General features: G+C 64.7%; 14 protein-coding genes. 3 read left to right on the forward strand and 11 right to left on the reverse strand.

Annotation, left to right across the window (positions count from 1 at the left end):
* The first annotated feature begins 214 nt into the window (after positions 1–214).
* The 3 genes from ABWP89_RS16515 to ABWP89_RS16525 all read left to right on the forward strand — a co-directional run bounded on the left by ABWP89_RS16515 (position 215) and on the right by ABWP89_RS16525 (position 3,835).
* Positions 215–877, forward strand: a complete 663-nt coding sequence (locus ABWP89_RS16515; protein WP_353230673.1) for an ureidoglycolate lyase — start codon at positions 215–217, stop codon at positions 875–877.
* A 119-nt stretch (positions 878–996) separates the two neighbouring features.
* Entirely contained in the window at positions 997–2,454 is a 1,458-nt protein-coding gene (locus tag ABWP89_RS16520) for a diguanylate cyclase domain-containing protein (RefSeq protein ID WP_353230674.1), read from the forward strand.
* 58 nt (positions 2,455–2,512) lie between these two features.
* On the forward strand, positions 2,513–3,835 hold the full coding sequence (locus tag ABWP89_RS16525; protein ID WP_353230676.1) for an MFS transporter: 1,323 nt from the start codon (positions 2,513–2,515) through the stop codon (positions 3,833–3,835).
* A gap of 24 nt (positions 3,836–3,859) precedes the next feature.
* Here ABWP89_RS16525 and ABWP89_RS16530 read toward each other — a convergent pair whose 3' ends face one another.
* The 11 genes from ABWP89_RS16530 to ABWP89_RS16580 form a co-directional block, all read right to left on the reverse strand.
* Complete coding sequence (locus ABWP89_RS16530) at positions 3,860–5,467, reverse strand: hypothetical protein (protein ID WP_353230677.1); 1,608 nt, start codon at positions 5,465–5,467, stop codon at positions 3,860–3,862.
* Between the two features lie 8 nt (positions 5,468–5,475).
* Complete coding sequence (locus ABWP89_RS16535; RefSeq protein ID WP_353230679.1) at positions 5,476–6,078, reverse strand: TadE/TadG family type IV pilus assembly protein; 603 nt, start codon at positions 6,076–6,078, stop codon at positions 5,476–5,478.
* Positions 6,078–6,704: a TadE/TadG family type IV pilus assembly protein gene (locus tag ABWP89_RS16540; protein ID WP_353230680.1), complete on the reverse strand. Its 627-nt coding sequence runs from the start codon at positions 6,702–6,704 to the stop codon at positions 6,078–6,080. Before ABWP89_RS16540 ends, ABWP89_RS16535 begins: the two co-directional genes overlap by 1 nt.
* Positions 6,705–7,085: 381 nt before the next feature.
* Positions 7,086–7,877, reverse strand: a complete 792-nt coding sequence (locus ABWP89_RS16545; RefSeq protein ID WP_353230681.1) for a DsbA family protein — start codon at positions 7,875–7,877, stop codon at positions 7,086–7,088.
* Between the two features lie 12 nt (positions 7,878–7,889).
* Complete coding sequence (locus tag ABWP89_RS16550; RefSeq protein WP_353230683.1) at positions 7,890–9,266, reverse strand: M48 family metalloprotease; 1,377 nt, start codon at positions 9,264–9,266, stop codon at positions 7,890–7,892.
* Positions 9,267–9,270: 4 nt separating this feature from the next.
* Positions 9,271–10,251, reverse strand: coding sequence for an alpha/beta hydrolase (locus tag ABWP89_RS16555; RefSeq protein WP_353230684.1), 981 nt, complete (start codon positions 10,249–10,251; stop codon positions 9,271–9,273).
* 102 nt (positions 10,252–10,353) lie between these two features.
* Positions 10,354–11,799 (reverse strand): PAS domain-containing protein, encoded by a 1,446-nt coding sequence (locus ABWP89_RS16560; protein ID WP_353230686.1) that lies wholly within the window; start codon positions 11,797–11,799, stop codon positions 10,354–10,356.
* 133 nt (positions 11,800–11,932) lie between these two features.
* Complete coding sequence (locus tag ABWP89_RS16565; RefSeq protein WP_353230687.1) at positions 11,933–12,853, reverse strand: HpcH/HpaI aldolase/citrate lyase family protein; 921 nt, start codon at positions 12,851–12,853, stop codon at positions 11,933–11,935.
* On the reverse strand, positions 12,840–14,135 hold the full coding sequence (locus ABWP89_RS16570) for an MFS transporter (protein ID WP_353230688.1): 1,296 nt from the start codon (positions 14,133–14,135) through the stop codon (positions 12,840–12,842). Before ABWP89_RS16570 ends, ABWP89_RS16565 begins: the two co-directional genes overlap by 14 nt.
* Entirely contained in the window at positions 14,132–14,596 is a 465-nt protein-coding gene (locus tag ABWP89_RS16575) for a DUF2141 domain-containing protein (RefSeq protein ID WP_353230690.1), read from the reverse strand. The genes ABWP89_RS16570 and ABWP89_RS16575 overlap by 4 nt, the downstream gene beginning before the upstream one ends.
* On the reverse strand, positions 14,593–15,303 hold the full coding sequence (locus tag ABWP89_RS16580) for a sterol desaturase family protein (protein WP_353230691.1): 711 nt from the start codon (positions 15,301–15,303) through the stop codon (positions 14,593–14,595). The genes ABWP89_RS16575 and ABWP89_RS16580 overlap by 4 nt, the downstream gene beginning before the upstream one ends.
* Between the last annotated feature and the right edge of the window lie 167 nt (positions 15,304–15,470).

Raw genomic sequence — 15,470 nt, forward strand, 5'->3', positions numbered from 1 at the left:
ACAGACCCCCGAACCGCCCGGAACACCCGACCCTGCGGTCACCAAGCGTTAGAATCGGGTGCCTACAATCTGATGACACCGCAGGTTGCGTACCATCGCGCGCAGCGAACGGATGGGTGGCGGGGCTGACTTGCGCCGTTTGCACAAGGCGTGGCGGGTTTCGCCCAGACTGATGGTATTTGCACCCCGACCCGAATCAGGCAAAGACCCGTCCATGCTGTCAAACTTCGCTGAAATCGACTTTTCCGCGCTCCCCTCCATCGCCAGCGGCGCGGCGCGCGTGCACCGCGTGCGGCGGGTGGTCGCCACGCCCGAAACCCTGCACGGCTATGGCCATGTGGTTCCCGCATTTGACGCCGGCGCGGTGGAGATCGTGACCTGGCCGCAGCCTGGCTGGCGCCCGGTGGTGCCCGGCACCGGCAACGAAGGCGGCGTGGTCGAAGACCCGTTCGAAATGGTGCGGCGCGGCGAAGTGCAGCATGCTGTCAACCACGCTGTCGGTCGCAGCTATATCACCGGCTGGTTTGCCGACCCGGCGACTGCGTCGGAAGCCCGCGCGCCACAGGATATCAGCCGGATTTACACGCACGAGGCCAATTATCATCCCGATGGCGGGCAGATTTTTTGCCCCCGTGACACGGCAGCATTCGTGGCGCTGCTGGCAAAACCCGGCGATGATGTGACCCCGGATGATTTCATCGCGTTTTATTGCGACGGCTCGTTCGGGCTGCATATCGATCCCGGCGTGTGGCACCAGCCGGTGTTCCCGATCGGCGAGGTGGCCGCGTTCGACAACAAGCAGGGCCGCGTCCATTGCTGCATCGCGGTCAATTTCCTCAGCGAATTCGGCTGCTATCTTGAAGTGCCGCTGGCCTGACGCGGACCATCCCAGGCTGTCGCATTGGCCGCGAAAAATGCCATCCTGCGCGGGCAGATTGTAAAATCCTTAACCCAGAGTGGATAAAGATCCCGGGCGGCGTCGCACCAGGGTGACCAATGCTTTCTCTTCGAGAATTGGCAATACAGTTCGACCCGGCGTTTCCCCATGATCTGGGCGACACGATCTATACCCGTTTCAAACAGGACCCCGATTGCCCGCTGATCGCGGTGGTCGATGAACATGCGGTGCCGATCGGGCTGATCGAGCGCAATGCGTTCCTGACCCGGCTGGCGGGGCAATATGGCCGCGCGGTGTTTGGCAAACGGCCGATCGCCCCGATCATGGAACCCGCGCCGCTGCTGGTCGAGGCCGACACCCCCACCGGCGATTTTGCGCAAGCCGCGCTCGATGGCCATTCGGGGCAATTGCTGAAGGGCTTTATCGTCGTTGACCAGGGCCGATACCTGGGCGTGGGTGTGGTCATCGACCTGCTGAAAGCGGCGGTGGCAGAGCGTGTGGTGACCGAAAAACGTCTGCGCAGCCTGGCGGAAAACCTGCGTAAATCCAAACTGGAGGCCGAACGCCAGCGCCGCTTTGCCGAAGCGGTGATCGAACATATTCCCTCGCTGGTCACCGTGCGGTCTGAAAAAACCGGCAAATTCGTGCTGGTCAACAAGGCCGGTGCGGCGATGTTCGGCATCGATCGCGGGCGGATTGTCGGCAAATCGGTAGAAGATGTCACGCCCGGGGTGCTGGCCGAACAACTGATGCATGCCGACGCGGTGCTGCGCAATCTGCCGCCAGCCAGCTTGCGCGATCTGCCGTTCGAATTGCCGCAGCCGGGCAAACCGTCGGCGGACCGCCATCGCCTGTTGCGGGTGGCGCAAATCCCGGTGGCCATGCCCGACAGCGACCGGCTGATCCTGACCGTTGCCGAAGACGTGACCGAGGCCAGCCGCGCGCTGTCGCGCATCGAACAGCTGGCGCATTACGATGTGTTGACCGGGTTGCCCAACCGCGCGCAGTTTCAGCATCGGCTGGTCGAAGTGCTGGGCCGGGTTGACCTGTCGGCCGAGCAAGGCGGCACGTTGCAGGCCGCGCTGCTGATCATCGATATCGACCGGTTCAAAAGCGTCAACGACGTGTTTGGCCATGCCGTGGGCGATGTGTTTCTGCGCGAAGTGGCCGACCGCATCCGTCGCGCCGTGCGCCCCGATGATCTGCCGTCGCGGCTGGGTGGCGACGAATTTGCGGTGCTGATCACCGGGCACGATGTCGAATGCAACGATGTCGAAAGCATGGCCATCGCGATTGCCGACCGCCTGATCGACCTGCTGTCACAGCCCTATGTGCTGGCCGATCACACCGTGCATCTGGGCGGCAGCATCGGCATCGCGCTGTACCCGCGCGATGCGCACGATGCAGAACGGTTGATCCACCACGCCGATGTGGCGCTGTACCGCGCCAAGGCCGATGGCAAAGGTGTGTGGCGGCAATTCAGCGCCGGGATGCAGGCCAGACAGCATCCGCGCGCGGCGCTGGAATCGCTTCAGGCCCGCAAGTTGGCCGGCTGACCAACCGCGCGTTTCCCGCCATAATTTTGGCACACAATCCCCGCGCTTGCTGATACCAATGGGCGATCAGCAATGCGGGGGCGAACACGTGGCGGCAGTATCGAAACCATTGGATGCCGATCTGCCGGCGGTGCCTTTGCGCTGGGTCGCGCTGCTGGTGGCTGCGCTGGCCATTTTTGCGACCTATTATGTTTCTGACACGATTGGAGAAATTGCTGATCTGCTGATCCGCCAGCGCGGCTTTGCCCAAGCCGATATTGGTAGCCTGAATGCTGCGATCTATTGGCCGAACGTGGTTCTGGCGCTGGTCGGCGGGGTGATGATCGATCGCTATGGCCCGGCGCGCATCGCGCTGTGGACCGCCGCGATCGGCGTGATTGGCGCCTGTCTGACCGCTTATGGCACCCCGTTTTCGGTCATGTGGCTGGGGCGGTTGATCTTTGGCGTGACCGAAGGCGCGATTTTCATGGCGCTGGTCGCGGGGCTGGCGCAGTGGTTTCCGCGCAATGGCGTCGCGCTGGCGACTGGCCTGTTCCTGTCACTGGCGCGGGTGGGCTCGTTCCTGTGCAACACCTCGTCCACCTGGGCGCGCCCGCTGTATGAGGCAGGCTGGCAGCCGCCACTGTGGCTGGGCGCCGGCATCATGGGGCTGGGGTTTGTCGCGGCGACGGTATTCTGGCTGTTGGAACCGTACCGGCCACGCCCGCTCGCACCGGCAGCGGGGGATGTCGCCCCACCGCCGGTTTTCAGCCTGGCGCGGCTGCGGTTCGACGCCGGGTTCTGGTATATTCTGGGGCTGCACGTGCTCTATGCCTCGGTATTCTTTCCGTTCCGCCAGACCTATGCGGTGGAATATCTGCAGCACGCCAAACATCTGTCGTTGCAGGCGGCGGGCCAGGTCAATTCCGGGGTGTTTGCGGCGGCGATCTTTGCCACGCCGCTGTTCGGGGTGATTGCCGACCGGTTTGGCAACCGCGCCGCGATGCTGGTGTTCGGCACCGTGCTGTTGCCGGTCACGCTGCTGGTGCTGGGCCTGACGGAATGGTCACCGTGGGTGTCGACCGTGCTGATGGGGATCAGCTGGGCGCTGGTGCCGGCGGTGATCTGGCCGGCCACGACGATGATCGTGCCGCGCGAAAAACTGGGCACCGCGCTGGGCCTGATCACGCTGATCCAGGCGCTGGGGATTGCCCTGTCGAACCTGGTGGCCGGCTGGCTGGCCGACCGCGCCGGCGCCGGGCCGCTCAATCCTGCCGGTTACGACGCGGTGTTGTGGTTTTTCGGCGCGATCAGCCTGGCCGCGCTGGCCTGCGTGGTCATGCTGTGGCGGTACGAGACCGGGCCCGATGGCCACGGTCTCGAACGTCCAAAGCTGGTTTGACGGCGCGCATCGCGCGACCTGGCATCACCCGATAAGGTGCGAATTGGCTATGGTCAGCTGAAACAGCGTCTGCAGCGCGGTCGAAATGCTCTGGTCCGACTGCACGGTATAGACCAGTGGCGATCCATCGTTGGCGGCCGACGCACAGCTTTGCAAGGCGGGCAGCACGTTGGGCAGATAAGGCGCCACGTTGCTTTGTGACCAGCTGTCGCCCACCAGCACCGCCGACGAATATTCGGTGTACAGGATCGCGATCTTGATCCCGCGGTTCTTGATGGTGGTGCAGGCGGCAAGGTCGGTAGCGCTGAATTCGCGGTTGACGCGGCCGCTGGTGTTTTCGTCGGTCACCCCGTCGGTGATCAGCAGCATCACCTCTTGCGGGCTGTTGGCGGTCAGCCCGCTGCCCGGCGCCGGCATCACCGTGTTCATCGACGTCAGCATGTTCTTGGTTTCGGTGGCCTGGTCGTTGTTGTTGGTCGACGACGTCGGCTGGCTGTTCTGGTACCACCAGTCCACATTGCTATCCAGCGCGGGCACGCTGGCCGATGTCAGCGTGGCCACATTGGTCATCGTGCTGTGCTGTGTGACCGGGCTGGAGGCGCTGGGGTGGGTCCAGTCATAGCTGAAAAACTGCAATTTATAGGTCACGCTGTTCAGGGTCGCCTGACCCTGCGCGTAAGGAATCAGCTCCTTCGCGGCCAGCGCCTCGTCCGAAATGCGCAGATCGATCGCCGATCCCGCCGGATAGACCTTGGTATAATTGTGCGTCAGCCAGTAACCGTCGGCATAGAAACCCGGCAACGTCTGGCTTTTTGACGACATGTCCTTGTACGAAAGTGTAGTGTAAGATGTCGTACTGGATGATGTGACGTTGGTACCCATCTGGGTGCCACTGGAATTGTACAGCTTGTTGTTCTTGTCGATCAGATAATAAACCCCGGCGTTGGCATTGCCGCTCGTGTAGAAATTCTGGTCGATGAACACGAATTTGCCGTTCACGTCCTTGACATAGTTGCTGCCGGGAAATTGCTGGTGGCAGGCAAAGGCACAGCCATCGCTGGTCGATGCCTTGACCGCGGCGATGCCGGTGGCCGTGGTCGGCAGCAGCATCGACGGTGATTTGTCCATCACCAGAAAGAAATTCATGTTGGGCGCCTGTGTGGCATAGGCCACCGATGATCCGCTGATCGCCAGCGAATTCGCGCCCAGGATGCCGCTGAACATGTTGGCCGACTGGCCACCCCATGTCACGGTCACGGTGCGGCCCAGGTTGAGCCCGCCCTGGTTGCTGACCGTCACGATCAGCTGGGTCGATGAATTGTAGGAAAATGAGTTGTATGATGCCACTTGCGAGGTGAAAATCTGGGTAGACGCGGCCTTTGCCACATCGGCAGTCTGCTGAATATACAGCATGTCGGTGCCGGTCAGCGCGGCGGCGTCGGCCACCGCGGCGATGCGCGATTGCAGCATTTGCGCGCGCGCATAATCGATGCAGAACCCCAGCCCGAACATCGTCGGGATCAGCGTGACAGAGGCGATCAGCGTGACATTGGCATCACGCTGGCGGCCGATCGCGGCCATCAATTGACCGATCCGGCGGGTCATGCGCGCAAGTGCGGGGATGCGGGTCATAAGGTCCATCACGATGTCAGGGGGATCGCTGTCGACAAGCGCGGCAGCATGAAATAGCGGTTGTACAGTGCCGGGGACGGGATCCAGCCCCCTCCGAACGCGGGCGTATAGGCGTAGGAAATTTCGCCCATGATGATGAACGCGCCGGTCTGGTTGTTGGCATTGCTGGGGATCATCAGCGAAGGCGCCAGGTTGGTCGGCAGCGTGACCACCGCGTTGACCGCCAGCGCGGTGGCGTTCTGCCCCTTGCTCCACACCACTTTGGCATGGCTGGCATCGGTCACTTGCAATTCGCTGATGCGCAGGCCGGCATTGGCGGAATTGTATGGCGCCAGCACATAGGCGGAATTCGACAGCACCGCGGTCAGGTTGGCACTGCTGACCGAACCATATTGGCTGGTCAGGTCGGTAATGGTCCGCGCGGTCAGCGATACCTTGCGCCCGCAGGTGACCATGTCGCTGACCACATAGGCGCCAGTGTACATCAGGAACAGTACCGGGGTGAGCAGCGCCATTTCGACAAATGCCACGCCGGAACGGTCGCGCGCGAGCGCCTGCGCTGCGCGGATTAGCCGGGGCAGGGCAGATTTGCGGGGCGGGGGGGGTGTCATCAATATCCCTCCGTCTTGGCGACCGAAGTGGCAATCAGCACGTCAAACATCGTGCCGCTGGCGTTGGTGCTGGTGGTGCTGGTGATGTTGAACCCGAACAGCGAAATGACCGGCCAGAAATAATACAGCCGCACCACCACGATGGCGCCCTGTGTGCCGGGGCTATAGGTGAAGGTGTTGGTCAGTTTGCCGGTGTTGTCGAACGTCCAGGTCGGTTCGGCCAGGTTGACCGAGGAATAGTTGGCCCCGCTGGTGACATCCGCAAACAGATAGCCACAGCCCATGAACGGCGCCATTTGCGAACAGACATAGTTGGTGAACTGCGTCTGCGAACTCGTCACCAGATTGCCATTCGAATCGTAAACACCCTGGAAATTGGTCTGCGCCTGCCCGGTCAGCACATAGCGCGCCGATCCTTCGGCAGCGGTTTCCAGCGCGGCCTGCGCCAGAAACACCAACACCAGTTGCAGCGTCGCCAGGATCAGCGCAAACAGCACCGGGGCGACGATCGAAAATTCCATCGCGGTGGTGGCGGCATTGTCCTGCGCCAGATCCTGCCAGAACGCCGGCGACCACACCGGCGCGCGCCGGCGCACACCGGCCGCGCCACCGCGGCGGAAATGCATGGGCCATTGCCCGCGAAATGGTGCGGCTTTGTTTTTCACCGGTGGAATGTACGCAAAATCCCTTTAACGATCGGTTTCCAAATCGACCGGAATCGACCCTCCACGGGGCTGTTTGCGTGCGATTTATGGTTAATTTTCGGGGTTTTGCGTGAACAGCGCACGCGCGCACCGGTTTTGCCCGCGGTCGCGAATCGCCCGGCCCGCCGCCGCTGGGCGGGTTTTCGGGTCAGCCGGTCTGGAGCTTATACCAAAGTTCACTGACGTGAACTCATGCCGCCCACCCCACCTCCCCACCCGACCACCAACGATACCAACAGGTTATGGTGGTCGGGCTCGCGAGGTGGGGCGGGCGGTATGAGTCGCGCTTAGCGCGACTTGGTATTAGCCCTTGCGGGCGGTGTCGACCGCGTCCTGCAATTTGGCCAGACCGACCGCGCCGGGGATGATCTGCCCACCGATGGCAAAGGCCGGCGTGCCACTGATGCCCAACTGGCGGGCGAATGCCAGATTGTGGTCGATTTCCTGCTGAACCTCGCCACGTTTGGTAAACGCCTGGGCGGCATCGAGGTTGAGCCCGGCGCGGGTTGCGGCCGCAGCGATGCTGTGCGCGTCGGGGCGCGGGCCGCTGAACATCGCCGTATGGTACGCGGCAAACCGGCCTTGCGCAGCGGCCGCCAGCCCCATGCGCGCGGCCGGATCGCTTTCCGGAGCGATGATCGGCAATTCGCGCAGCACCACTTTCAGATCGGGATTGGCCGCGATCAGCGCGGCCACATCGGCCTCGCTCGCGCGGCAATAGGTACAGGCGAAATCAGTGAATTCGACCAGCGTGAGCGTGCCGGCGGGGTTGCCCAGCACCGCGCCCGGAAACGGCGTTTCCAGCGCGGCGCGCAACGGTTTCAACCGGTCGGCGTTTTCACGCGCCTGCAACCGGTCCATCGCTTCGGGCAGGATTTCCGGGTGATCCAGGATATAGGCGCGCACCAGCCCCTCGATCGCGGCGCGTTTGGGCGCATCGATCCCGGCACCCGCCAATTGCGCGCTCAGTGCGGCCGGATCGGCGCCATCGCTGTGGTGCGAACCACGGTACCAGCCCAGCGATGCCGCCGCGATCAGCGCAAGACCGGTGAACAGGGCGAACAGGCGAAACCGCACGGGTGTAACAAACGACATGGCGTGAAACTCTTACTTCTTCTTGCGGCTGCGCTCAATCATCGCGCGTGAACTCATCGCGATATCCTGTGCGCGCAGCCAGTCGGGCGATCCTTTGGGCAGCGCGGCTTCGGCAGCTTCGGCGCTGCGCAGCGATTCGGCGAAATGCATTTCCATCTGCTGCTGTTCGGCGCTGGCCAGCCGCGCGCGGGCGGTATCGCCCTGCGCCTCATAGACGGTGCCCAGTTCGTACCACGCAAACGGGTTGTCGTGGTCCTTGGCCACCGCCGCCTTCAGCACGCGTTCGGCCTCGGCAAAATTGGCGGGGTCTTCGCTCGCCAGCAGCGCGTGCCCAAACGTGGTGGCGATCAGCGGCTGGTTTCGCGTCAGTTCGACCGCGCGGCGCAACGGCACAATCGCTTCGCGCGGGTGACCGGATTCCAGCAGCACCTGGCCCTTCAATTCCAGCGCATAGGGATCATCGGGCTCGATCGCCAGGATCGCTTCGGTTTCGGCCAGCGCCTTGTCCATGAACGCCTGTTTGTGCCACGCATAGGCGCGGGCATAGTGCGCGGGCACGTCGTTCATGGTTTCGGGGTACGCCGCCAGCGTCGGCGCCGGTTCGGCCAGATAGCCATAAAGCTTGGCCCTGATCCGCAAAAAGCGCCGCTGCAGATCGGGGTTTTCGGGCCGGTTCCACGCCGGATCGCCCACAAATGCGTCCTGCAGCGTGGTCAACCGGTCGGCGGTCATCGGGTGGGTGCTGTAAAATTCGGCATCGGAATTGCGTTTGAACCCGGCGCGATATTCGTAATTTTCCAGCTTTTTGAAAAAATTGACCGAACCGCGCCCGGAAATGCCCGCGCCCGACAGGAATTTCACGCTGGCCGCATCGGCGGTCGATTCCTGCACCCGGCTGAATGCCAGGTATTTGCCCAGCGCGGCCTGTTGCCCGGCCATGAAAATGCCCATGCCGCCATCGGGCGCGCCCGCCGCCGCCGCCGCCGCACCAAGCAGCAACGACAGCAGCGTGATCGCGGTTGCCGGCTTTGCCCCTTCGCCGCCGCGGATCACGTGGCCGCCGACGATATGGCCCAATTCGTGCGCAAACACGCCCTGCACCTCTTCGGCGTGGTCGGCCGCGCTCAGCAGGCCCGAATTGATATAGACCGCCTGGCCGCCGGCGACGAACGCGTTGATTTCGCCATCGTTGAGCAGGATCACATCGACATTGCGCGGGTCCATCCCCGCCGCCGCGACGATGGGCGCCGACATGTCGCGAAAAAAGCTTTCGGTTTCGGCATCGCGCAGCACTTCCTGCGCGCGGACACTGCCTGCGGTGCCGGCGGCCACCACGGCAGCCAGGGCAAGCGCGGTGCGGGTGGAAAGGGTCAGGTTGCGCAACACCATCCGGTTATGCCCGCGCCGGCTGAACCGCCGCTGAAGCCGGCATGGATTCCGCTGCCGACTCCGCCGGCTGTGCGGTAACCCGCGCCAGAAAATTCAGCACCAGCGACAGCGCGCGCCGATCGCGCACAAACGGGCGGGCAAACTGCATGATCAACCCTTCATGACCGACGCCCGACAGCATGTGGGTTTCGCTGCGCGCGCCCGACCCGGCCAGCGCGCGCGCCAGCGCCATGCTGTGGCGCGGTCGCACGCGCTTGTCCGCTGCGCCATGGATCAGCAGCACGGGCGGCGCATCACCGCGCACGTGATGAACCGGCTGGGTTTCGCGCAGTTCCGCGACATGGCCGAACGTGGCAATCGTGGTGTGATCGTCCAGCGGCAGAAAATCATACGGGCCGGCCAGCCCGACCATGCCGCAGACGCGGCGCGGGTGTCCGCCGGCGGCGGCAACCCAGCGCCGGTCAAGCCCCAGCATGACCGCGTTATAGGCGCCGGCCGAATGCCCGATCAGCACGATTTTCGTGGCATCACCGCCCAGCGCGGCGGCATGCGCGGCCAGCCAGCCGATCGCCGCCGCACCATCCTCCAGCATGTGCGGATAGCGTGCCGCGGGGTGCAGCCGGTACCCGGCCAGCGCCACGGCATAGCCCTGCGGCGCAATCATCCGCGCGATAAAACGATAATCGCCGGGATTTCCGCTGGCCCAGCCGCCACCGTGGATGAACAGCACCAGCGGCAGGGTGCGCCCGGTCAGCGCCGGATCAAGCATGCGGCCGGTGGGCACAAACAGTTGCAGGTGCTGCGCCGGGTCAGCGCCAAACTGGACCGTATCGGCCAGGCGGATGGCATGATCCCCGCCCGCCAGCACGCGATCGGTAGCATCGAGCATGGCCACACTGCCACGCCGCGTGACCAGCCGCATCCCGATCAGCCCCAGCCCGCCCAGCGTGACCAGCCCCAGCCCGACCGCCGCGCCCACGGTCATCGTGCGGTGCCGGGGATCGGCGGGATTTCAGACGCGCGCATTCCCTTTACCAGCACGAAGCCCCGCCGATATCAAGCCTGACGCAGAGCACCCGATCCGGTATCAGCCTGCAAAATGGCGGGTCGCGCGTTCCAGCAGCGCGGCGTCATCGGCAATTTCACCCAGCATCGACAGATCGCCGCCCTCCATCCGGCGCACCAGTACCAGGCTGAATTCGGCGCCGACACGCGGCAATTCGCTTAACGGCCGCACCGGCAGTGCGCGTGCCGCCGCCGCCCAGGCGGTGCGGCCGGTCGCGGGTCTGGCGGCCTTGTCCGCAGCACGGCGCAGCGCGCGTTCGCGCGCGACAATCGCCTTCAGCCCGCCACAGGCCGCGCCCAGAAATTCTGCCAGCGCGCCTTTGCCCAGCCCGATGCGCCGGGCATGGCCCAACACGGTGGCATATTCGGTCAACCGGGTTTTGTCGTAATCGGCGCCGAACACCAGCTTTACCAACGGGATCAGCGGGGCGCGGTCCTGCGCCACCAGCCCGGCCTCTGCCACCAGCCGCGCAAAATCATCGGGCGCGGCATCGGCGGCCAGCGCAAAGTCCCACGCCCGGCCGATCGCGGCGTACAGCGACTGGCGCGTGCGATCTTCGTTGGCCAGCGCGCGCAAGGCGGATGCACGTGCGGTTTCCAGCCATTCGGCCAGGGTAAGCGGTTCGGCCACGGCCGGGGCGGCGGGCGTACCGACCGCCACCATGCGCGCCAGCGCCGGCCCGGTGGTGCCGGTCATGAACGGGGCCAGATCCAGCGCGGGCGCGGGCGCTTCGTCCCAGATCGGGTCGGGTTCGGCCAGATCGGGACCATCGGCCCAGATCCCCGGTGCACCGCCCCAGTCGTCGATGTCGGGCAGCATGCGCCCCGGCACGCGTGGCAGCGTCGGTGCCGCGGCGTTCAGCGCCTGGCCGATTTCGTGCAACAGGTCATCGGTGGTGCGCTGGTCGGCCAGTTCTTTCCAGTTGATCACGCCATAGATGTAGTCGATCGTGCGGTCATCGGTGGAAAATGGCAGCAGAATGCCGCGGTACAGGATGGTCGCGCCGCGTGAATTGACAAATTCGGCCTCAAACCCGATCGGCGCTGCGTTGGCGATGATCTGCAGGTAATGGTCGGTAATGCGCGACAGCACCGATCGCCCCGGCACCTGGCTCAGCCGGCCGATCTGCTGACCTTCGCCGCATTCCTCCGCCAGTGCCGCGCCCAGCGCCAGCACCATCGGATCATCCACGCCGTTGTCGAAATGCAGCAGCACGGCATTGCTGCCGAATTCGGGAATATCGCCCGCGATCAACCGGTCGGGCAGCGGAAATCGGCGCTGGCCCAGCAGGCCGGCCCAATAGTTGTACGCGCGCACCTGCATGCGCCGTTCGTCCTGGCCGATCACCGGTGGCGGTGCCTCACCACCGCTGTCGCCACTGGCATCATGATACGAATCGGTCTCCGCCGCATGGTCGTCGGCATCATGATCACGCTGTTCAAAGTCGGCCTTACGCAGATCATCCATAACGAACACGCGCCTTTACACTCTGGGCGAACCCGGCGGTGGTCCCCACGCCACGCCTTGACCCTGTTGCTTGTGGCGCAACATGGTAAAAATATGGCTAAGTTGTGCGGGGGAATCTGGCGGTGGCGATTGGCTACAGCGCGCCGAGATCGCGCGCAGCAATCGCGTCGGCCATCGCGATCAGTTTTGCCGCCATGTCGCGGTGCAGCAGTTCGGTCATCCGGCCATCGACGCGGATCGCGCCCTTGCCGGCATTGGCCGGATCGGCAAACGCGGCAACCACTGCACGGGCCTGCGCCAGCGCGGCAGGATCGGGGGTGAATACGGCGTTGGCGACATCGATCTGGGCGGGGTGGATCAGCGTTTTGCCATCATAGCCCAGATCGCGCGCCTGCGTGCATTCGGCGTGCAACCGGTCGGCATCGTCGATGGCGTTGCACACCCCGTCCAGCACGATCAGGCCGTGGCTGCGCGCCGCCAGCAGCACTTGCACCAGCACCGGCAGGAATGCGGCGCGACCCGCGGCCTGCACCATGCCGGTATCCTTGGCCAGATCGTTCAGCCCCAGCATCAGTCCGCGCAGCCGGGTGGTACCAGCCATCGCGGCAATCCGCTCGATCGCCAGCACCGCGCGCGGGGTTTCGATCATCACCCACAGCGCGACAGGCGCGGGGTATCCCGCCGCATCCATCGCGGCCGACAATGCGGCAATATCCGCCGCAGCGTCGATCTTGGGCACCAGCACCGCATCGATCGGCGCATGTGCCAGCGCGGCCAGATCATCGTCATGCCATGGTGTACCCGGCGCATTGATCCGCGCGATCAGCCGGCGATGGCCAAACCCGCCATCGCGTACCGCGCCGATCAACTGTTCGCGCGCATCCACCTTGGCCTCTGGCGCGACGGCGTCCTCCAGATCGAGCGCAATCGCGTCGCACGGCAAAGTGCGCGCCTTGGCCATCGCGCGCGGGTTGGATGCGGGCATGAACAGCACCGATCGCAGCGGTGCCGCGGTCATGGTCTGGTTGGGTGTCGTGTCGTCATGCTGGGGCATTGCTGGCTTCCTCTATCCGTCCTTCGGCGCGCGCGGGCATCGGCGCGATCAGCCGCAGCACCAGCGTCAGCGCCAGCCACAGCGCCGCTGCGCGCAGGCTGAACACCAATCCCGCCCGATCGGCCAGCGCGCCCCATACCCACGCGCCCAATGCCATGCCACCAAACGATACCGCCTGATAGATCGACATGCACCGCGCCAGGATCGCCTCTGGCGAACGCATCTGCATCGCCACGTTCAGGCTGGTCATGGTCGCCACCCAGCCCGATCCGGCAATCAACGCGGCCACCATCGCCGGCGCGACGCCATGCGCCGATGACAGCAGGACTTGCGCCGCCACAAACACCGCCGTGCTGATCCCCACCACGTTTTCGCTGCCGATGCGGCGCCGCACTTTGGCGACGAACAGCGCCGCCAGCACCGAACCAAACCCGAATGCGCCCACCACTAGGCCATAGTCGACCTGATGCCCGTGCAGTTGCAGCCGCACCACCACCGGCAACAGCGCCTGAAACCCCGCCGCGCCAAACCCGAACACCGCGCCGCGCAACAGCACCCGCGCGATCGGGCCCGACGTCAGGCAAAACCGCAGCCCGGTCATGATCGCCGGGCCAATCGGCAGCCGCAGTGGCGGTGTGACCGCCGGGTGCCAGCGCGCCAGCACCACGATCATCGCCAGATAGCTGACCGCGTTGATCGCGAACGCCAGGTTGACGCTCCATAGCGAAATCACCAGCCCGCCCAGCGCCGGGCCCAGGCTGCGTGCCAGATTGAACGCGATCGCGTTGATCGAAATCGCCTGCGGCAGATCGGCGCGATCGACCTGCATGCGCACCGATGCCTGCCACGCCGGGCCGTTCAGCGCGGTGCCCATGCCGACCATCAGCGTCAGCAGCAGCAACGACCAGGGCGTGATCACCCCGGCATAGCCCATCACCGACAGCACCGCCGACACAAACAGCATGAACACCTGCGCCCACAGCATCACCAGCCGCCGATCGTGGTTGTCGGCAATCGCGCCGGCGATCACCCCCAGCAGCAGGATCGGGATGGTGCTGGATGCCTGCACCAGCGCGACCAGCAAATGGCGGCTGGTCAGTTCGGTCATCAGCCAGGCGGCGGCGACCGCCTGCATCACCGAACCCACGCTGGATATCAGATTGGCGGTCCAGATCGCCCGGAATGGCGGGTAGCGGAATGGCGCCAGCGCGCTGCCGGCCCGCAACGGGCCGCGTTCGGCGGGCAGCGGTTCGGCAGACAGATCATGGCCGGCGGGCGTCACAGAATATAGCGTACCGTGATCGCCGTGGTCACATCCGCCGCGCCAACCGCAAATTGCGCGGCCGCGAATTTGGGCGGGGCCATTTTCACCGGGGCGTCGCGCGAAAAGCCGAACCCTTCGGACGGGATGCCCATGAACGTGTCGAGCTTGTTGTTGGCATTGGCATCATGAAACAGCGACACGGCGTAGGTGCCCGCGGGCACATGACGAAACACCAGCGCCGGGCCATTGCTGGCCGGCACGCTCAGCCGCAGCGATGCGGGGTCTTTTTCGCATTCGGGAAATGTCGCGGCTTTTTGCGTCAGGCAGGCGCGGATCAGGCCTTTGGTGTTGCGCAGGCCCTTGACGGTGACCGTTACGGTGACGCCACCGGTCTGATCGGGCGCCGGTTCAGCCAGCAGAACGCCCGGTACCAGCAGCAGCGCCGATGCCAGCGCGGGGCGAACAAGGTGTGACATCATGGCGCGGAAATCCCTTTGTCGGTTTTGCCCCAATGATCCCACAGGCGGAAATACAGCCCGTAATTGCACCGGTATTGTTCGTGGTGGCGCTGGTGGTGGCTGGCGGTGATCAGCCAGTGGCCGACCCGCGAATGCACCAGCGCGCGCGGAAACATTTCCCAACCCATGTGATTGGTCACTCCCATAACGGTCATGATGACCAGCACCGTCGCCAGCATGCCGGCGTGGATCGGCACCACGAATACCAGTGCGGGGATGAACAGGCCCACAATGGCGGCCTCGACCGGGTGAAAATTCATCGCCGCCCAGGCGGTTGGCGGGCGGCTGGCATGGTGCACGGCATGGATCGCGCGGAACACCGCCGGGCGGTGCATCCAGCGATGCGTCCAGTAAAACCACGTGTCATGCGCCAGCAGATAGACCATCAGCGATGCCGGCATCCACCACAGCGGATAGGTGCGCGGGTCGGTATAGATGCGCGTCCAGCCATGCGCCTGCCAGCCCCAGGCGATGATCCCGGCGGGCACGCCATAGATCACGCAGGAAACCAGGCTCCAGCCCACTTCCATGCGAATCTGGCGCGACAGGCCGGTGTAGTGCCCGGGCCGCACGCGGGCGGTGATCCAGGCGAACAGCCCGCTGACCATGGCATAACGGGCGGCCACGATCAGCGTCATGGCCAGGGCAGACAGGATTAACGCGTTCATGGCCGCGCTTATGGCAGCCGCAGCCGCTGCTGCACAGGTGTCTTTGTGGCTAACCCGACACTATCGTGTCGGGAAGTCGGCACCTGCCCGCTCCCCCACCCGACCACCCAACGATAGTACCATATGGGTGGTCGGGTGGGGGAGCGGGCCGGTGCCGACTTCGAAAC

Source organism: Novosphingobium sp. (assembly GCF_040398825.1).
Taxonomy (GTDB): Bacteria; Pseudomonadota; Alphaproteobacteria; order Sphingomonadales; family Sphingomonadaceae; genus Novosphingobium.